Raw genomic sequence first — 19,343 nt, 5'->3', positions numbered from 1 at the left:
TATCGCTGCATTGGCAGTTGCATTCGCCGGTGCCGGCCCCTCTGGGACCACCACCGTACGCACCGGCTTCGGACAGGCCCGGATCTCGAGGGTGGAGCGTCAGGCACGCCTGGCGGCCGGAGCCGCGGCCGGAGCTGGTCACGCCGGGCATCAACCGGCCGTGGGCGAGACCCGGCAACCACTGAATATGACCTTCGGCGACCACCTGTTGCTCCAGCTTGAGGTCTTCAATGAAAGCGACGAGGACCAGATGTTCTCGCCCGGTCAGCTGCGCATCAGGAGCAACAGCCAGCCGTGGCTTGTGGTCAACCGCTGGAACGACAGCACTCCGGGACTATTGGCCCCGGGAGCCCAAGTCCGGGCCCACATCAGCTTCTTGTTCCCTCCCGACGCCACGGTGTTCACCGCCCTGTTCGACGACATAGCAGATCCGGGCGGCCGGCTCCTGGAACTACCCCTGCCGGCAGTGAGCTGGCGTCCCGGATTCCTGGAGGAAGCTCATGTCTAGCGACAACGCACCAGCGAAAGCGACAGACAACGCCCCCGATTCCTTCCCAGGGGTCAACCGTCTTGATGGCGGAATCAATCGGGCCTCCGTTTTGCGATCCCCACCAGCGTGCATCCAGATCCCCGGGCGCACCTGTTCACCCACACCCTCACCATGCGCACCGCCGAGAGGTACGATTTGCTCCTGCATCCACCCATGGCCGGCAACTACACGCTGAAGATTGAATGGAAAAATTGGATCACCGGCCAGAAACGGGCCCACCGGGAGCTGCCGCTCATCGCGTCCTGACCCTTCCCCGGACCATGTACCTGGCCCCTTGAAAGCGCACACGCTCGGTGCTTTGCTTGCCTTGCATATCCCGTCGCTCTGGAAGCCCAAGAACCTGCATCACATACTGTCCTGGATGCGCAGGGGTCCGCGGGGGAAACCATCGATAACCAGGAACCATCTTCGGCGATCTCCACCGACCGGGATTCCTTGATGCGCAACTGAACTAGCGAGAATGCAAAACCCCGTTGCCCCACTCCACGGTGTTTATGGTTCTACTTGGAAGTGGAACCATCTGCGGCGACGAAGCCACGTAAAGACCGAAGCCTCGTGTACTAAATCACCGTCTCCCACCCAGTGCCACGCCCGAAACCGAGGCACGGTATTCGAGGACGCACTCTTGTAAATTTCGAACTTGGGATTTTCCCAAGACAATTTCGTTGCATCACCAAATGTGGCTCGCGCGAATCGCACTTGGCTTGCTTGCCGATTGCGTCGGTGTTTGGCTTGCGAAGTAGGCGACCCAAGGAATCCAACGTCGATATCCTTTTCCGCAGGGAACATTGGTCACGGACGGGAGGTGCACCATGTCGAGGACGGCCGTTGTCCATCATGAGCCGGGCACGATACTTCCATTGCCGCGGCCCAAAAGCCTGCCGGTGGATGCCCCTCGGTCACGCAGCACCGAAAAACGTCCTCCAGTATCCCGCCGGACCACCCGTTGGCGACTCCGTCTTGGACCTCCGCCGCGGCTGCGAAGGCCTGTAACAAGAATTCCCCATCTGCCAGTAAGCAGGGCAACACTCGTTGAAGCTCGGAAGGTAAGTACCATGCTGCGTCACGAAGACCTCCAACCGCTATTGGACACGAAGACTACTGTGTACGGATCCGACGGGGAGAAAATCGGTACCTTCAGCCAAATCTATCGTGATGAAGGGACGGATCTGCCCCAATTCGCAACGGTGAAAACCGGGCTGTTCGGTTCGTCCGAATGCTTCGTGCCCCTGAACGATGCGGAAATCTCCAACGGAAACCTGTACGTCCGGTTCACTAAGCACTTCGTGTCCCACGCGCCAAACATTGAGCCTGTGGGACATCTCAGCCTCGACGACGAGAACCGACTCTACGAGTATTACTCGCAAGCCGGGCTCGGGGCCGACAAACAGACCAGGGATGCCGAGTCCGGCCATCCCCGAACCACTAAGCACCCGAACACCAAGACCAATGAGGACTCCGCCGGCGTGGAAGCCCGCTCAGGCGCCGCGCTGGGCGAAGAACCGGAAACACCAACCGCCGGGAAACGGACGCGCGGCGTCCACAAGGCCGAGCACACCAATGGCACCGAACCAATGGTCGAAGACGGCCGCCAAACGACCGAGGAGGGCCCGGAAACCACCGAGCGCCGACAAACAAAGCCGATGGATCCGTAGTCGCAACCCGACCAGTTCCACCGCTAACGAACACCATCGACCACACTTCCGACCCGCGAAAGTAGAAGGGGTAGACATGGAATCCACCGGAACAGGATCAAGCACCTCCAGCCACCGAAGCCACGAGAAGCTTTCCCGTGACAGCCACCGGTTTGGTGGCGTAAAGATCGGCAGCGCCTTCTTCGGCTGGGTCACGGCAATGGGCATCAGCGTACTTGGCACCGCACTGCTCACGGCCTTCGGCGCCGGTGTCGGCCTGGCGACCGGCACGGACTTGGAGTCGGCCGCCGATTCCGTCGCCCAGAATCCGGACGCCGTCGGCTGGGTCTCCGGCATCGCCCTGGTGGTGGTCCTGCTGGTGGCCTACTACTGTGGCGGCTACGTGGCAGGCCGCATGGCCCGCTTCAACGGGGTGCGCCAGGGCGTTGCCGTATGGGTCTGGGCCATTGTTGCTGCCTTGGTGGTCGCTGGACTGACGGCCTTTGCCGGCGCCAAGTTCGATGCCTTGGGCAACCTGAACGGCGTGCCTCAATTTTCAGTTGAGGGCGGGCAGATGTCGGCAGTGGGCCTGGTGGCCTTGGCCATCGCAGTCATCATCCCGTTGGTCGGTGCAATCCTGGGCGGTCTGGCGGGCATGCGTTACCATCGCCGCATCGACAGGGGCGCTGAGGCACTAGGCCGAGAGAGCGACCGGCCAACGTGATTCTCCCGGCCGGAGGGATAAAAATCCGGCGCGGGAATCCTGCACCAACCACAGGAAAGGGAGACAAGCCACTAAATTGAAGAATTTCACTCGGTGCCCCACGCCTGGCCGCCAACCAGGCAGCTAGGCGCCGCACCCCGGATCCCGGTCATAGGCAGCTGCTCTGCGCAGCCACCTGCGGCAACCATCAGATACAAGATAAACGGAGGACCACCCCATGGGTCTCGGAGACAAGATCAGCAACAAAGCGGAAGAAGCCGCCGGAAAGATGAAGGAAAAGACCGGCGACGCCAGGGACGACAAGGGCCAGCAGGCCGAGGGCCTGAAGGAACAAGGCCAGGCCAAGACCAAGCAGGCCGGCGAACATCTCAAGGATGCAGCCAAGGACGTCACCGACAAGTAGACGGAGGCCCGGCGGGTTCATTTCCCTGTCCGGTTCCATGCCCCAAACTGAAAGCGGGGCCGCCCACATTGGGGGCGGCCCCGCTTTCGAGCGAGCAGGGCGGGACTGCCGATTGACCCCGGAATGCAGATCATCCAGCGGCATGTCATTTCGCTGTTCTTGGGGCGGCTCGTGGTTCAGCGCATTCCGGCACCGATGCCCGCTGCCTTGCCGCTCGGCCCGAGCCTTGCCATCGGGCATTTCCGCAAAGGATCCGGTGCCAAAGGTGGAGACCTAAAGCTCGGACAATGGAGTATCCAGCATCCAAGCCAGCGATGTCCCATCCACATGTCCTTCCCGCATGCCCTTCAGATGGGCGCTGAACAAATCAAAGGGAATCCGCGGGGCGCGATAGGCTGCGGCCCTGCCGTGCGAGAGACACCCCGGGTCGTGCCAAGCCAGCAACTGCAAGGTGCCTTCGTCGGCATGCACCATTGCAGGCCCTCGGGCGATCCCCAGTGCGTCGAGGCGCAAGGCCAGCGCCTTCGCCGAAACCCCGGCTTCCCACAGGAAGTCAGCCAATTCTGCGGGCGTCTGCTTGTTCCAGTTGATTGTGTGCAGCACCCCGGCCGGCAAAAGCAGGGCATTGGCGAATTCGCTGGCCCACGGGTTTTGCGTCCTGCCCCGTTGGCCGATCTGCGATTTGCGTCCATACATCAGTTCCCCAAGTTCACGGGCCAGCACCCAATTGGCGTGGTACCAGGCCCCGGTGCCTCGCACCACGATGTATGTCACCTCCTGGGTGGCCATCGCCCGGGCATCGAACGCCGGGCCCTCGGCGGCCACGAACACGCCGATACCGTACGCGTCCTCGATGTTAGCGGGCAGGTCATGGATCAAGGGTGGCCCGAAAGGGGAACCCAGGCGTTCGGCCACCAGCGCTGCAGCCTCCGCTGGGGCCATTTCCGGTCCCGCAACCGGCACGGATTCGGTGGATAGCTCGACTTCCCGGTAGGCACCGGCCGGAAAGGCCACCGTCTGGGCCACCCGATCCAACTGCCAGCGGCCATCCGGCAGGCCATCAGCCTCGGGCCCTCCGGGCATGGGGTTTCCGGTGATCAACCACGGCAGCGAGACATGAAGGATCCTGGACAGCACGGCCAATTCCGCGGCACTGAAGCTACGTTGCCCGCTGAGCGAACGGCTGAACGCGTCCTGCGTCATGACGGCTTGTTGAGCGAGAGCAGATTGGTTCAGGCCGTCCGGATTCGAACGTATGGCATCCTTTACCCGTAAGCGGATCTGGTCCACCGATCTTCACGCTCCTCAACCATAGATCTTTTCGCAACTTCCCCTTGGTCGGCATCGTGGCCGAACCTTCAAGTGCTACCCCCAGCATTGCCGGGGCATAGGTTCGTGTAAAGATAAATTCATGTCAGACCAAGGCTTCGTTCGCTGTCCGGATCCCTGTATGCACGCCGTTGGTTCACGTATGCTGAACCAAAGAAACCCTGCCCAGCCACGGCAAGCGGCTAAATCCGCACAGTGGCTCCGTCCAAACCTGTGTTGAAGGAGCAAGATGCGCAGACTACCCAAACCCCGAGGCCCTCTTAGTTCGGCACTTGTGCAGACTTTGGGAGGCACTGAGCTTTGCGCGGCGTCCGAGCGCCTCGATTTGGATGCGGCGTTCGCCTCAACCTCCGATATCCTCCATGACGACGACCTGCAATTGGCGTTGTTTGTGCTCTATGAGCTGCATTATTCGGGTTTTGGCCCCATCAGTGACCTGTGGGAATGGAACGCGGATCTGCTGCGAGTCCGCGCCCTGATCGAGGAACGCTTCGAGAACCGGATCCTTGAGGCGATCGGCGAACTGCCCAAACCGGCTCCACAGGCCCAATCCGTGGCTGAAGCCCTTTTCGCCATGGTCGAGGACTCGGACGGACCGTCTGTGTCCTCGTATGTGGCCCGTCACGCGACCATGGAACAAGCCCGGGAGTTCCTGATCCACAAGTCGGTCTACCAACTCAAGGAGGCGGACCCGCATACCTGGGCAATACCCCGGCTAACCGGACGCGCCAAATCCGCCATGGTCGAGATCCAGGCAGATGAGTATGGCAATGGCCTCCCCGGCCACATGCATTCGGAACTCTTCGCACGCACCATGCAGGGGTTGGGGCTGGAGAGCGAGTTTGGGGCATACATCGACGTGGTTCCGGCCATCACCCTTGCTTCAGTGAACCTCATGTCACTTTTCGGACTCCAGCGCAGGCACCGCGGAGCCATTTGCGGTCACCTGGCCATCTACGAGATGACGTCCTCGCTGCCGAACGCGAAGTATGCCCGGGGTTTTCGCCGGCTCGGGTTCGATTCGCCCATCACCGACTACTTCGACGAACACGTCGAAGCGGACGCGGTCCATGAGCAAATCGCCGGGCGCGACCTGGCCGGCGGACTTATTGAGGCGGAACCCGGCCTTGCGGACAATGTGTTCCTGGGAGCCGCCGCGGCGTTGGCCATTGACGAGATGGCGGGACGCTGGCAACTTGAGGCCTGGAAAAACGGTTCCTCCTCCCTCCTCTCCCCCGTCCCGGTGATGGCATGAACGATCCCGTGGGCGCAAGCATCACGGTCTGCCCGCGCGGCCCGCTGATCGTCCGAGGCGACTTCGAATTGATATCCGGCATGGGGCTGCCCATCGATCCCCGGCGGGGAACAGTGGCATTATGTAGATGCGGCGGATCAAAAATCAAGCCGTTTTGTGACGGGTCGCATAAGATGCTCGGCTTCGACGAGCTCGGCTCCGAGCAACACCCGAGTCCCGGGGCGCCCGAGGCTCCATCACCAACTACACAGGAGAACACCACAATGAGTGAAAACACTGAAAACCTTTCCTCCAACGACAAGAAGACCAAGGAAGATGCCAAGCGCAAGGACCACGTCTCGGATCCTTCATTGAACACCGATCCGGGCCACGACTGGACCGACGAGGGCGGTGCCACCCCGGGCGGTGCGGCCACGGATGTCGATCCGGACAAGGACCCTGTCGACGGAAAATGAACCGGTCCTTCACAGGACCGGGGTGAGCGGGAACCACTCACGTCCCGCGGCACGGAGCACCCACTGGAGCCCCAGCCGGCCAACCGGCCGGGGCCCGGTGTGCGCGCTCAGCCGCCGCGGCTGAACCCAGGAATCCGACGTCCCGCAAGCCGTTCCCTGTCCATTCCGAGCCACCCTGATTGGGGACATCCATGAGCACCTTTGGCATCGAAGAGGAATTCTTCCTCCTGGATCCGGTTTCCGGGTGTCCGGCCGAGCCCGACGATTCCACGCGCGCCGCTTTGATGGGCATCCGCGCCGGAGCTATGGAAACGCAGCACGAACTCCTGGACTGCCAGGTGGAGATGGCCACCCCCGTTTGCACCACCAGCGCCGAGGCCGTCCAGGCCCTGCTCGAATACCGGCGGGCACTTGCCCGCACTTCCGCCGACCTGGGGTTGTTGGCCGTTTCCCTTGGCACCGCGCCGCTGATTCCCGGCACCCCGGCGCTCATCTCGCCGCACGAACGCTACAAGGAGATCCATCGGTTCCTGCCGGGTATCAGTGGCGAACACTATGTCTCGGGTGTCCATGTCCACGTTGCCATCCCCGATTCGGAGGCAGGTGTCCTGGCCCTGAACGGCCTGCGGAGGTGGCTGCCGCTGCTGACGGCCATCGGGTCGAACTCACCATTCTGGCGAGGCGAAGACACCGGGTTCGCCTCTTGGAGAAGCATCCACTACCGCAGGTGGTCGGTCCAGGGGATCCAACCGTACTTCGCCGATGCCACCGACTACTACCGGCGCATGAGCGCCATCCTCGCTTCCGACGTGGTCCTTGACTCGGGCCACATCGGGTGGGCTGCCCGCCTTTCGAGCAACTACCCCACCATTGAGATCCGGGTTGCCGATGCCCAATTGCGGGCCGACGAAACCGTGGCATTGGCCATGATCGTCCGTGCCTTGGTGGAAACGGGTATCCAAGCACCTGTCCACAGCTGCGACATGCACCCGGAAATGCTGGACCTGGCATCCTGGCAGGCAGCCAAGCACGGGCTCAGCGGCAACCAGCTGGACCCGGACGCCGGACACAGCGTGCCGACGGACATCCTCGTGGGTGCCTTGCTGCGCCACATCCAGGAAGCCTTGGACGAAAACGGGGACAGCGACCTGGTCCATGCGGCGGTTGAACGTCTCCTGCGCGATGGCAACGGCGCCCAGCGGCAACGGGCCAGCCTGGCCCGCGGTGGGCTGACCACGGTCCTCCACGATGCCGCGGTAGACCTGACCTCTTAGCCGGTGATCCAGCCATACGGCCCCGGGCCGTTGCTGTTCGGGCGAAACTGCGATCCCCTATGATGCGACGGATCAGTGGGGCATCTCCGGGCCCCGAGGCCCACATTGCACTTACGGTCATCGCGATTGTCCCAACGCCGGTTCCTCTCCCACCAGATATTTCCGGTTGAACGCTCGCCCTGCCCCGCCCCTTGAAAGTACACACGCTCGGTGCTTTGCTTGTGGTGGATGCCCGCGTTGAAGAAACATTCGTGAGAGAACCAGCGGCGCTGCGCCCAACACGCCAAGGACTCCCATTCCCGGCCTGGGGGAAACCATCCGGTGAGGACACTGCCATGCGCGGGCACGGTTACCTGAACGCACTGAAAAATGCCAAGAGCACCGTCTACGGGCCGGCGCGCGAGAAAATTGGCACGCTGGGAAACATCTTCATGGATGTGCGCAGCGGGGATGCCGACTTCGTCAGCGTTCACGTGGGACTCTTCGGCAGCGAGGAACACATGGTGTCCCTGGCCGGTGCGGTGATGACCGACGGGCACCTGCAGGTCCGCTACCCCAAGGACGTCATCAGGAACGCTCCCCACGTCGATCCTCTGGCGGGGCTGGTCGACGAGGCCAAGGACATGCTCGAGAAATACTATGCGGCCATGGACTCGGGTTCCGGGAGGTAGAGCGGACGTTTGTACTGCGCCATCATCGATGTGCCGCTGGTATTCACGGAACTGTCAGTGCCTCACGGACCAACCGACGCCGTCGCTCGGGAATGGCCAGAACCAGCAGGCAGGCCAGGATCATCCCCATACCGGCCCACCCAGCCACCGGCAGACGCTCACCAACGATCACGACCGCCAAGATCGCCGCGACCACCGGCTCAGCCAACGACACCGTGGTCGCCATCGTGGCCCCAATCTTGGCAAGCCCCCAACCAAAGAGCAGGTAGCCGACGAACATCGGCACCAGCGCCATATAGGTGCCCACCGCCGCAGTGGACACCGATTCCAACAGCTGCGCACCGGTGATCAGCAGGACCGGGAGCAGCAACAGCCCTCCGGCACCAAAGACCGCACCCATCGCGGCACGCGATCCGATCCCGTCTTTCATCAGCCGATGGGCGGCCCATGAATACAGCGCGTAGGTGGATCCCGCCACCAGCCCCAGTCCCACACCGGCCAGCAGCCGGCCGTTCGAAACTGCTTCGCCTGCTGCGCTGGGGGAACCCGCTGTGCACAACACCAGGGCCCCGGCGACACCGAACCCGGCACCGCCCATCCAGCGCTTGGTGAGCCGCACTCCATCAAAGACCCGCTCGATCAGTGCCGCAGCTAGGGGCGCCGAGCCGATCGACACCACCGTGCCCACGGCGACCCCTGCCAGGTACATCGAGGAATAAAAGGCCAACGGGTAGATCGCCACCGCCGCGGCACCCAGGAACAGAGTCCCTTTGCGTGCACCGAGCAACCGTCGGGATGCCACCACCAGGCGTGCCGACGACAGACCCAGCAACAGCCCGCCCACACCCATGGCTGCCGCGCCGATGGCCAGCGGCCCCACTGTGGGGGCGAAGGTGGCCACCGTCCCGGTGGTTCCCCAGAGCACTGAGGCCGCCAGCACCAGCCCCACTCCCATCCCGGCTCCGGGTTCTCGCGTACTCACGCTTGGGCCAGCATCGAGTCCGCCAGTGCCCTAGCCCGACGGAGCAGGGCGTCGTGGCCCTCGAGCCCGGCGCGGACCATGGAGCCTTCCAACAGGAAGGAGAGGTGCTCGGCCAGCTGCTCGAGATGCTCGGGGTCCTGCGGATGCACTGCTTTGAGCGAGTCGTGCAGCAAATCTTGGATCTGCTGTTTGTGCCGGGCCACCGCCAGACGACCGGGGTGCCCGGTGGGCAGCTCGGCCGCGGCATTGAGCATCCCGCAGCCGCGGAAGTTGTTCTCCCGGCTCAGCCCTGCATGGTCGAGGTAGGCGTCGAACATCGCCAGCACGCGATCCCGCGGTGAGCGGGCCAACCGCAACCGGGCCTCATAGAGCCCGATCAGGCAGGCGTGCCGGTCCTCCAGGTACGCAGTGACTAGCCCGGCCTTGGAGACGAAGTTGTTGTAGAGGCTCTTCTTGGCTACGTTCGCCGCAGCGGTGATGGTGTCGATTCCGGTGGCGTGGATGCCCTCGGCGTAGAACAGCTGCGCTGCGGCTTCCAACAATCGATCGTGGGCACTGGCCCGCTTTTGCCTCTCGGCACCCGACACATCGTCCGTCATAGCCATGCGAAAACCCCATAAAAGTAGTTAGATCGGTCTACCTACCCTACCGGGCCCGACTGGCGGGCCACATTCTCGCCAGCCCAGGTGCGCCTCAGGAATTGCGCAGCGACTCGATCAGCGCGGCCTTGGTCTTGCTCGAATACCCGCTCAGACCGACTTCCTTGGCGCGGGCCTTGAGCTCAGCGACCGTCCAGTCTTCGTAGTTTCCAGCTTCCCCGCCACGTTCGCCCACCTTCGAGCGCCCATCCCGGGCCGCCGCGTTGGCGATGCGTGCTGACTTCTGCTCGGAGTTTCCTTCTTTCCGCAGTGCCTCGTAGACTTCTTCGTCCTTGATGCTGGGGTTCTTTTTCGCGGGCATGATCCACTTCCAATCGATTTTATTGCTGCACCGGCACTGGCCGGGTAGCGGGGTTGTTGCCGGCAGCATGCCTGCCGGCACGAGAATTTTGCTTCTGGTCTTTCACAAATCCGTCAGCGGGGTGTCGAGCAACCAGGCCAGCGAACTGCCATCCACCAAACCCTGGCGCATCCCCGCCAGATGGGCGGCAAAGAGATCCGCGGGGATCCTGGGACCGCGATACGCCCCGGCCCGGTGGTTCTTCAGCGCCCCGGGGTACTGCCACAGCAGCAGCTGCAGCGTTCCCTCATCGGCGTGCACCAACGCCGGACCACGCGGCACCGACAGGGCATCGAGGCGACGCATCAATGTTTGGGCCGAGACTCCCATATTCCACAGGAACCCTGCCAGTTCACGGGGGGTCTGCCGATCCCAATTGATTTCGCGTATGTATGCCTCCGGCATCAGCAGCGCGTCGGCGAATCTCTTGGCCCATCCCGCGGCAATCACCCCGTTACTCCCGGTCTCAGTATCGCGCCCGCACAGCAACACCCCGAGTTCGCGGGCCAGGACCAGGTTGCCCTGGTACCAAGATCCGGTGGCCCTGACCATGATGTAATTGATCTCCCCCGAGTGCATCGCCCGGGCATCAAAGAGCTGTTCTTGGGACAGCACGAATACCCCTATGCCGTAGGCCGCTTCGATGGCCGCCGGAAGGTCGCGCACAAATTCTCGGCCCACCGCGCCGGAGAGTTTTTCCGCTGCCGCGCTGGCTGCCGTTTCGATGCCAACCCCCGCCTCAAGCCGTGGGAGCGCGGGGGTGAAGAGTCCGACCTCCCGGTAGGCATCGACGGGGGACGCCAGGATTTCGGTGGGGTGGTGGCGGGGCAGCCGCGTGGTACCGTCGGTGGCCGGAGCGCCACTGATCAACCAATCCACGGACACTTCAAGCATTTTGGACAGCTCGCCGAGTTCACGGGCACTGAACTTCCGCTGCCCGTTCAAGGCCCGACTGAGCGAGTCCCGGCTCATGCCGATCTGCCGGGCGACCTTGGCCTGAGTCAGTCCATCGCGGCGGGTGAGCATCGCGTCGTGGACACGCAGACGGATCCGTTCCATTTTCCCGCTTCCTCGGCCATATTCATGGATCCCGGCCAACGAGCCTGGAATCGAGCTTTGCACTGACATTGTCGCCTCGGCAACGAGGTTGCAACTGGCGCATCGCGCCTAGTCACCACGGCGCGAAATGTCCCGTAGGCACCCGATTGTCGCGGATATCCCAACGCCATTTCGCCGCCGGGTACGAATCTGCCCGCCAGCGGCCAGCAGAGTCTTTCCACGAGCCCCGTTCCTTGGGTAATGTCACAACCATCGCACACGGAGCGGCCGATCTTTGAGCCTTCGGCCCACCGGGACGGCGCGGCGCGGACATCATGGAATGCGATTTTCTTTTGGGGGGAATTCCATGATGTCCGCGCCTTTTATCTGCCTCGCATCAGCCCGCCGGACGCGTGGTGGGATCCGGGTGCGGCATCGGATCGGGACCCGGCACCGGGCTGGGGTACGGCTCCGGCGGAAAAATCTCCGGACCCGGAGGCTCCCGATAAGGTCCCGGATCCGGTTCGGTGTCCGGGCTCGAGGGCGGTCCCGGCGGAAACGATGGATCGGGGCCGGGCTCGGGACTCGGCGGCGGCTCGGGTGACGGGGCATGCTCCGGCGGCATGGTGGTATCCCCGTCCGGCGTCATGATGCCGGCTGGCTCTGCACTGGATTCAACTCTCATCTGCTCTCCTTCATTGCTTCGGAGTCGACAGTCATATCTGTCTTCCGGCGCTGCACCCATTACTACTCAGATGCCGCTGACCGGACGTTGGCCCATGATTGCACGCTTACCCACGCACAGTCCACAGTTGTCTAACGCTTCGCGGAAGCAAAAACCTCCTCCCTTGGTTGTACCTCACGGGCTTCGCCGCCAACTAGAGTGGATCCTTAGAGCAACAGCGAACAAAACAAACTTTCTAGGATGGCAGATGCACCGGCTGGCCGCACTTTCCTTGGGCAACCGCGCCCTCATCGCCTTGATCACCGTCTTCGTGGCGATCTTTGGCGTGATCACGATGGGGCAACTCAAACAGGAACTCATTCCTGCCCTCGAGTTCCCGCAGATCTCCGTGGTCGCCTCCCAGTCCGGGGCATCCCCCGAAGTCATCGACAAGCAGGTCGCCCAGCCGCTCGAGGGCGCGCTGCAGGCGGTCGAGGGCCTCGAGTCCTCGTCTTCGACCTCGCAGACCGGGTTCACCACGATCTCGCTGTCCTTCGCCTACGGTACCGACCTCGATCGTGCCAGGGCCCAGGTCGACAAGGCCATCTCCAACGCCAAGTCCACACTGCCCGAGGACGTTGACCCCTCCGCGTTTGCCGGCTCCATCTCCGACTTCCCCATCGTCTACCTGGCCGTCTCCGGCGGTGAAGATCTCAACGCCCTGCGTGCCGATGTTGAACGCCTGGTGCTACCCAAGCTGCAAAAGCTCGACGGTGTGCGCACCGCAGATGTCTCGGGAGGTACCTCCCAGCACATTTCGGTACTTCCGGACAACGAAACCCTGGCTGCCGAGGGTCTGAGCGTCCAGGACCTCAAAACCGTCATCGAGGAGGGCTCCGGGCTGATGCCCGTGGGCCGCCTGGACACCGACGGCCTGGACCTGCCGGTGACCTCCGGATCGCTCATCGACTCGCTCAACGCCGTGAAGTCCCTGCCGGTGCGCGGTTCCACCGGCGTGTACGACCTCTCCCAGCTGGCAGATGTGGCGATGACCGATGATCCGGCCACCTCCATCACCCGCACCAACGGCGCCGAAACCCTGGCCGTTTCGGTGACCAAGAAGCCCGCCGGGGACACCGTGGCCATCTCCCATGCGGTGGCCGCCGAGCTTCCGGCGCTGGCCGAGCAACTCGGTGCCGATGCCCAATTCACCACGGTCTTCGACCAGGCCCCGTTCATCGAGCAATCCATCCACGATCTGACCGTCGAAGGCCTGCTGGGCCTGGGCTTCGCCGTGGTCGTGATCCTGATCTTCTTGCTCTCGGTGCGCTCCACCCTGGTCACCGCGATCTCCATCCCACTGTCCTTGCTGGTGACCTTCATCGGGCTACGCACCGGTGGGTACTCGCTGAACATGCTCACCCTGGGCGCGCTGACCATTTCCATTGGCCGAGTGGTCGATGACTCCATCGTGGTCATCGAAAACATCAAACGCCACCTGACCTACGGCGAGGAAAAATCCAAGGCCATCCTCACCGCGGTGCGCGAAGTAGCCACCGCGGTGACTGCCGCGACCCTGACCACCGTGGCGGTGTTCCTGCCGGTGGCACTGGTCGGCGGCATGGCCGGGGAACTCTTCCGCCCCTTCGCACTGACCGTCACCATCGCTCTGCTCGCCTCGCTGCTGGTCTCGCTGACCATCGTTCCGGTGCTGGCCTACTGGTTCCTGGGCCACACCAAGCCCGGTGCCCTCGACGCGAGCCAAGCCCGCGCGGCGGCCGAGAAAAAGGAAGCTTCCTCCTGGTTGCAGCGCGGCTACTCCCCCATCCTCAAGGGCACCCAGAAGCACCCGGTGATCACGCTGCTCGCGGCCCTGGCCCTGCTGGGGATCACCGCGATCATGGTCCCGATGGTGCCCACCAACCTACTGGGCGGCACCGGGCAAAACACCTTCTCCGTGTCCCAGAAGCTGCCGGCCGGCTCCTCCTTGGAAACCACGTTGAAACAGGCCACCCCGGTAGAAAAGAAGCTGCGCGACCTCGACGGGGTCATTGATGTGCAGCTGACCGCGGGCAATCCCTCGGGCGGCTTCTCCTCGTTCATGGCCGGCGGCACCGACACCGCCTCCTTCACCGTGATGACCGACGCCGATGCCGATCAGGAAGCCATCCAGGCTGCTGCCCGTGAGGCGGTCAAGCCCCTGGCCCAGGACTCGGAGATCACCGTGTCTTCCTCCGAGGGCGGCATGGGCGGATCCTCGGATGTGACGGTGCAGATTGGTGCCCCGACCCCCGAGCTGCTGACCGAAGCCACCGAAGCCACCCTCGAGGCCATGACCGACATCGAAGGCGCCACCGGTCTCAGCGACAACCTTTCGGCTGCACGCCCGCAGGTCTCCATCGAAGTCAACAAGACCAAAGCGGCCAGGGCCGGGCTCTCCGAGGCACAAATCGGCGCGTTGACCGCCGGGACCTTGACCCCTGTCCCCGCCGGGACCCTCCGGCTGGGCTACACCGACTACCCGGTGAGCATCGGCAAGGGCACCGACCTGACCAATCTGAACCAGTTGCGTGACCTGCAGCTACCCACCGCCAACGGGATGGTGAAGCTGCGCGACGTGGCGAAGATCGAACGTTCCGAATCCCCGGCCACCATCACCTCCTCCAACGGGGAGCGGATCGCCACGGTCTCCATCACCCCGGGCGAAAACGATCTGGGCTCGGTCTCCACGGAAGTCACCAAGCGCCTTGATGCGCTGGAACTGCCTGATGGGGCGACGGCAGAACTCGGCGGCGCCGCCACCGAACAGGCAGAGTCCTTCGCCCAGCTCTATCTGGCGCTGCTGGCTGCCATCGCCATCGTCTACGTGGTGATGGTGGCGACCTTCAAGTCACTGGTGCAGCCGCTGATCCTGCTGGTTTCCATCCCCTTTGCCGCCACCGGCGCCATCGGGCTGCTGCTGCTGACCGGCGTCCCGTTGGGCCTGCCCTCACTGATCGGCATGCTGATGCTGGTGGGCATCGTGGTGACCAACGCGATCGTGCTCATCGACTTGATCAACCAGTACAGGGTGCCGCGCGACGGCCATCCGGCGATGAGTCTGGCCGATGCGATCTACCACGGGGCCAGGCAGCGCCTGCGCCCGATCCTGATGACTGCGCTGGCCACGATCTTCGCTCTGGTGCCGATGGCCCTGGGGCTCACCGGCGGAGGAGGATTCATCTCCAAGCCACTGGCAGTGGTGGTCATCGGCGGGCTGGTCTCCTCCACGGCGCTGACGCTGATCCTGGTTCCGGTGCTCTACCACCTGGTGGAGGGCGCCAAGGAGCGCACCGCCGACAGGCGGGCCTCCCGGCACCACCCCGTCACCGAGGAGTTCATGGCCGTCGCCGGAGCCCGTCTGGAGCTGCCGGCCGAGCATGGCGCACCCAAGGTGACGGCAAGCCCGATTTCCGGTGCCAGCGCTTCTTCCTCGGCTTCCACCGGTGGAACGACGGCCTCTGAGAAACCCGAGACGCTGATCAACCCGGCCACCGGGCAGATCCCGCTGACCCGGCGCGAACGCAAGGAAATCGAGGGCGAGCAGGGCGATAAGCGCTAGCCCGATTCCCACGTCCAGCACTGGATGAACTAACAACCAGGGGCCGCAGCCCGCCGAGCAGATTTCCGGCAGGCTGCGGCCCCTAGTTTTGACCAAAAGCTGATTTCCGGGCCCGGCGACCCAGTACATTCCCCAGCCCACGATCGCCACGGCACCAACAGCCAAACCCGGTGCGATGTTCCGGTCCTTGGCCAACCAGAGACTTGGTGGCATCGTGGTGAGAGCGCACCAGTGTAGATCAGCACCTTCGCTTAGGCGATCCATGCGACCAAACCTTTCGGACAACCGGAGCAGGAACAACGAGATGGCCACCCCCGAGCAAACCCAGGCAGCACGCTACCGTTACTCGGTTCGCTGGTCGCCCGCCGACGGCGAATTCGTCGCCTCCGTGGCGCAATTCCCGTCGTTGTCGTGGCTCGATTCCGACCGGTTCCGTGCCCGTGCCGGAATCCGCCGGCTCGTTTCGGCTGTGCTTCTCGATCTTGCCGAGTCCGGCGAACCAGTTCCACGGCTTTGATCCCCTGCCTCGAGGTCCCACCGAACCCGGGACCATCGGCAGGAGCCCGTGAAGCATCCCGCCGCTTCGGTATCCGATGGGCCCCAGGCGTTGGCTCCATGGACTGCAACGAGTATCTTCAAGAGCGTCGGGACCCTACAGGAAGACACTGCAGCTCTACGGCCCGAAATATCCCGCCACCAAGCACGATCGGTGGCACGGCGTTCACGGAGGCAACCTGCGAAAACCTGTCTCGGTATCGGCCCCGACGTCAGCTTTCTTCCCACCAGCCAACCCTCGCGTCCACGGTCGTTCCTCTTGGATCACGCGCTACTCTGGCAACCCCCGCTCCGCAGCAGTACGCTCAAGTCATGGACGAGAACCAGACCCACACGGACGTCGAGAAACTTGAATCCCACCAGTGCCTGGAACTGCTGCGTGCCGTGTCTGTGGGCCACTTGGCCGTCAGCAGCAATGACATGCCGCAGATTTTCCCGGTCAATTTCACCATCGACCACGGCACGGTGGTCTTCCGCACCGGGGAAGGGACCAAACTGGCCACCCTGCGAGCCCAGCCCCGGGTCGCCTTCCAGGCCGACGGGGTGAACCAAGAGACCGGCGTCGCTTGGTCCGTGATGATCCAGGGCGAGGCCGAACTCTTCGGCGGCATCGAGGAAACCCTCGACTCCTTCAACCTCATGCTCTTCCCCTGGGAATCGGGCCCCAAGGACCAATTTGTCCGCATCGTGCCGACCTCGATGACCGGTCGGCGCTTCAAGGTGGCCGACCCCCTGACCTGGTGGAAGCACATGCGCCACGGGTAGCCAGGTCCCGGGGCGCGGCATGGACCTCCCACGCGGATGGATTCCACCAAAACGCCCGAAATCCTGTGCCGGAACCATGGACAGGCGCGGCCGCAGGAGTAGCGTCAGGGGTGTCGGGACCGCTCGAGATGCCACTGTGGCTCTACCCGCCGACGTTGCGCACCGCAGGCCGAAGGTGGCAAAACGTTCGGGCAGGCAACCCACGCGAACCTGTCACGGTACCGGTCCCGACATCCAACATCGTCCCCCGTCAGCTAACGCCTCGGGCTCAGGCGTCCCGGTGCGTAAATGCCCATATCCCGGCTCCCTCGCTCGCGCGCATGCACTCACGCGTACGCACGCACGCGAGCCGGAAGGCTGTTGGGCAGCCCCTGCGCGCGGGAGCCTTGCGGGGGTTGTCCACAACCCCGCGCAGCGAACCCCGCCCGAACTCCGGGCGCGTGCACACTTGAGGCATGCAGACCGACGCGTTCATCAACACCCTCGCTGGCCACAGCGACGATACGAGGTATCAACCCACCCCGGACGATGAACTGCGCGCACTCATCGAGACTTTTCACCAGGTCGATGAACTAGTCGCCCGCCTCTCGACGCACACCAACTCCCCCACCCGGGCCGTGCTCACCGCGATCACCGTCGAGCACGCCGCCCAAGCCCTGGAAATCGCGCAGCTCAAGGTCGCCCAGCTCGCCCGAGCCACCTTGATCCATGAGCTTCCCGCCGATGTCCTCACCGCCCTGCGCACCGTGGCAGAGGATCCGGCCTCCTTCGTAGCCGGTCAGACGACGCTGCCGCAGGACCCCCGCACGGTCCCCACCGGGCGACTGCAGTTCAAGTCCCCCGCAGATTGTCTGGCCGGCATGCTGGGGATCGACTACTTCGAGGCCAACAGGCGTTTACGGGCCGCCGACGATCTGCTGCCAGGCACGGATCCCCACGGGATGCCCCGCGGACCGCGCTACCCACAACTCGCCGGTCAATTGGCCGATGGAAAGGTCAGGCTCGGTCCCACGGCCGCCGCCGCGCGCAAGTTGGAGAAGCTGCGCCCCGGTATCGAAGCCCGAGACGATGCAGCCGACTTCACCGAACAGGTCGAATCGCGCGTTGCAGAGTCGGTTGCAGCCGGAGACGCAAAAAACACCACGAAACTCTTCAACCGGATCTCCGATGAGATCGACGACGTCGACTCCGCGCCCACACCCGCGGAAGTCCGCAACAAGACCGGAATATCGATCACCAAACGCACCCGGCACTTCACGTATTTCAGCGCGTGCATGTTGAATATCGACGCCGAGGTCTTCCTGGCGCACTTCGCCGCCTCCGACAACGCCCGCACCCTTGCCGGCAATCGCGCCGCCATGGCCGAAGCCGCCACGGTTACTCCCCGCACTCCCTCCGCTGCCGCCGATACCGGCAGCGAGCCCGCCACGGAGGCTCCCCCAACCGACGATGCTTCACCGACCACCGGCACCGAAGCCGAGACCGTCCCGGAGGCAGCGGCAGCCACGACGGACCCCTCCCCCAACGCATCCCCAGCAACCCCAAAGAATCCTGATGTCAATCCAGAGGCCAACACCGGCCCGGATATCGCATCGAGCCCAACCATCGACCCCGTAGCCGCCCACGACTCCTTGTTCCCGGTACCCCCTGAAGGACCGGACTGGTTTGATCGCCCGCCCAACGCGGATACCTTTGACGATGAGGGCGCACCGCCCAGCGGAATCCCCGGAACGGAGAACGGTTCCAGCTTTGGCACCGGACTCGAGGAACCCACCCCCGCCCAAAGACATCTGCAGACCCTGCTCAATCTGATGCGTTCCCCGCGGGTGTCAACCAAGGGAGCCACCGGACTGCCGATTTCGAAGCTCTTTGTCTACATCAACATCGAAACGCTCCTGGGCATGGCGCGCGGTGCGGGGTGGAGCGCCCACGGATTGGAAATTCCGGTCAGCGAGGTACGCAAACGACTCGCCGAGTTCGACTGCATCCCGATCGTGCTCGGCGGCGAGGGCGAGATCCTGGACTACGGTCGTGAGCGCCGCTACCCGCCAGAGTCCATGAAGCAAGCCATCCGAGCCCGCGACCGCGGCTGCCTCAAACCACATTGCACCGTCCCGCCCGAACACTGCGAATTCCACCACATTGAACCGTGGTCCGAGGGCGGAGCCACGAGTGTGGCCAACCTCGGCATGTTCTGCACCTCCGAGCACCGCGCCGTGGACAACGGAGACATCCGGGTCGTGATGAAGAGTGGTGTGCCCTGGGTGGTGCTGCCCCAGTTCGAAGACCCCGAACAGATCCCGCGGCGCAACGCCCACTGGCTCGGCGAACAACCCCCGCTCTTCTGAGTCGGATTGTCCCGACTACGGACCCCATTGACCCCATGGACCACCCGTATTGCTGGAAGGCTTCGGCCACCGCGTGGTCAACGTTCTGAATCTCCG

Annotated in this window: 17 protein-coding genes and 1 pseudogene; 13 read left to right on the top strand and 5 right to left on the bottom strand. The window is 63.8% G+C overall.

The window, feature by feature from the left end:
* Positions 1–10: 10 nt before the first annotated feature.
* The 4 genes from ADIAG_RS04750 to ADIAG_RS04730 all read left to right on the top strand — a co-directional run bounded on the left by ADIAG_RS04750 (position 11) and on the right by ADIAG_RS04730 (position 3,311).
* Positions 11–508, top strand: coding sequence for a hypothetical protein (locus tag ADIAG_RS04750; RefSeq protein ID WP_051059818.1), 498 nt, complete (start codon positions 11–13; stop codon positions 506–508).
* A 1,097-nt stretch (positions 509–1,605) separates the two neighbouring features.
* Positions 1,606–2,205 carry a PRC-barrel domain-containing protein gene (locus tag ADIAG_RS20745; RefSeq protein ID WP_007270179.1) on the top strand — a complete coding sequence of 200 codons (600 nt, stop codon included), beginning with the start codon at positions 1,606–1,608 and terminating at the stop codon, positions 2,203–2,205.
* 76 nt (positions 2,206–2,281) lie between these two features.
* Complete coding sequence (locus tag ADIAG_RS04735; RefSeq protein ID WP_007270178.1) at positions 2,282–2,908, top strand: hypothetical protein; 627 nt, start codon at positions 2,282–2,284, stop codon at positions 2,906–2,908.
* 217 nt (positions 2,909–3,125) lie between these two features.
* Complete coding sequence (locus ADIAG_RS04730; RefSeq protein ID WP_007270177.1) at positions 3,126–3,311, top strand: CsbD family protein; 186 nt, start codon at positions 3,126–3,128, stop codon at positions 3,309–3,311.
* A 273-nt stretch (positions 3,312–3,584) separates the two neighbouring features.
* Here ADIAG_RS04730 and ADIAG_RS04725 read toward each other — a convergent pair whose 3' ends face one another.
* Positions 3,585–4,514 (bottom strand): ImmA/IrrE family metallo-endopeptidase, encoded by a 930-nt coding sequence (locus ADIAG_RS04725; protein WP_043473308.1) that lies wholly within the window; start codon positions 4,512–4,514, stop codon positions 3,585–3,587.
* Positions 4,515–4,869: 355 nt separating this feature from the next.
* On the opposite strand from ADIAG_RS04725, the gene ADIAG_RS04720 reads away from it, so the two are divergent.
* The 5 genes and pseudogenes from ADIAG_RS04720 to ADIAG_RS04705 all read left to right on the top strand — a co-directional run bounded on the left by ADIAG_RS04720 (position 4,870) and on the right by ADIAG_RS04705 (position 8,295).
* Positions 4,870–5,895 (top strand): iron-containing redox enzyme family protein, encoded by a 1,026-nt coding sequence (locus tag ADIAG_RS04720; RefSeq protein WP_007270175.1) that lies wholly within the window; start codon positions 4,870–4,872, stop codon positions 5,893–5,895.
* Positions 5,892–6,056, top strand: a pseudogene (locus tag ADIAG_RS22345) (CDGSH iron-sulfur domain-containing protein); the annotation flags it as partial. The gene ADIAG_RS04720 and the pseudogene ADIAG_RS22345, both read left to right, overlap by 4 nt.
* 102 nt (positions 6,057–6,158) lie before the next feature.
* Positions 6,159–6,350, top strand: coding sequence for a hypothetical protein (locus ADIAG_RS21810; RefSeq protein ID WP_043473305.1), 192 nt, complete (start codon positions 6,159–6,161; stop codon positions 6,348–6,350).
* Between the two features lie 191 nt (positions 6,351–6,541).
* Positions 6,542–7,624: a carboxylate-amine ligase gene (locus ADIAG_RS04710; protein ID WP_007270173.1), complete on the top strand. Its 1,083-nt coding sequence runs from the start codon at positions 6,542–6,544 to the stop codon at positions 7,622–7,624.
* Between the two features lie 251 nt (positions 7,625–7,875).
* Positions 7,876–8,295, top strand: coding sequence for a hypothetical protein (locus ADIAG_RS04705; RefSeq protein ID WP_152426048.1), 420 nt, complete (start codon positions 7,876–7,878; stop codon positions 8,293–8,295).
* A 43-nt stretch (positions 8,296–8,338) separates the two neighbouring features.
* Here the strand turns inward: ADIAG_RS04705 and ADIAG_RS04700 are convergent, their stop codons facing one another.
* The 4 genes from ADIAG_RS04700 to ADIAG_RS04685 all read right to left on the bottom strand — a co-directional run bounded on the left by ADIAG_RS04700 (position 8,339) and on the right by ADIAG_RS04685 (position 11,335).
* Positions 8,339–9,277 carry a DMT family transporter gene (locus tag ADIAG_RS04700; protein ID WP_316502449.1) on the bottom strand — a complete coding sequence of 313 codons (939 nt, stop codon included), beginning with the start codon at positions 9,275–9,277 and terminating at the stop codon, positions 8,339–8,341.
* Positions 9,274–9,882, bottom strand: coding sequence for a TetR/AcrR family transcriptional regulator (locus ADIAG_RS04695; RefSeq protein ID WP_007270170.1), 609 nt, complete (start codon positions 9,880–9,882; stop codon positions 9,274–9,276). Before ADIAG_RS04695 ends, ADIAG_RS04700 begins: the two co-directional genes overlap by 4 nt.
* An 88-nt stretch (positions 9,883–9,970) precedes the next feature.
* On the bottom strand, positions 9,971–10,237 hold the full coding sequence (locus tag ADIAG_RS04690; protein ID WP_007270169.1) for an SAP domain-containing protein: 267 nt from the start codon (positions 10,235–10,237) through the stop codon (positions 9,971–9,973).
* Between the two features lie 102 nt (positions 10,238–10,339).
* The gene (locus ADIAG_RS04685) at positions 10,340–11,335 is read right to left on the bottom strand and encodes a helix-turn-helix domain-containing protein (protein WP_007270168.1); all 996 of its coding nucleotides are present in this window, start codon (positions 11,333–11,335) and stop codon (positions 10,340–10,342) included.
* Positions 11,336–12,246: 911 nt separating this feature from the next.
* On the opposite strand from ADIAG_RS04685, the gene ADIAG_RS04680 reads away from it, so the two are divergent.
* The 4 genes from ADIAG_RS04680 (at position 12,247) to ADIAG_RS04665 (ending at position 19,247) form a co-directional block, all read left to right on the top strand.
* On the top strand, positions 12,247–15,579 hold the full coding sequence (locus ADIAG_RS04680; RefSeq protein ID WP_007270166.1) for an efflux RND transporter permease subunit: 3,333 nt from the start codon (positions 12,247–12,249) through the stop codon (positions 15,577–15,579).
* 262 nt (positions 15,580–15,841) lie between these two features.
* The gene (locus ADIAG_RS04675; protein WP_235045831.1) at positions 15,842–16,096 is read left to right on the top strand and encodes an antitoxin HicB; all 255 of its coding nucleotides are present in this window, start codon (positions 15,842–15,844) and stop codon (positions 16,094–16,096) included.
* A gap of 350 nt (positions 16,097–16,446) precedes the next feature.
* Complete coding sequence (locus ADIAG_RS04670; RefSeq protein WP_007270164.1) at positions 16,447–16,899, top strand: pyridoxamine 5'-phosphate oxidase family protein; 453 nt, start codon at positions 16,447–16,449, stop codon at positions 16,897–16,899.
* Between the two features lie 455 nt (positions 16,900–17,354).
* On the top strand, positions 17,355–19,247 hold the full coding sequence (locus ADIAG_RS04665) for an HNH endonuclease signature motif containing protein (RefSeq protein ID WP_007270163.1): 1,893 nt from the start codon (positions 17,355–17,357) through the stop codon (positions 19,245–19,247).
* The last annotated feature ends 96 nt before the right edge of the window (positions 19,248–19,343 follow it).

The sequence above is a fragment of the Paeniglutamicibacter gangotriensis Lz1y genome, assembly GCF_000348945.1.
GTDB lineage: Bacteria > Actinomycetota > Actinomycetes > Actinomycetales > Micrococcaceae > Paeniglutamicibacter > Paeniglutamicibacter gangotriensis.
Note: the sequence above shows the minus strand (reverse complement) of the source record. Positions and strands in the feature narration are given on the sequence as shown.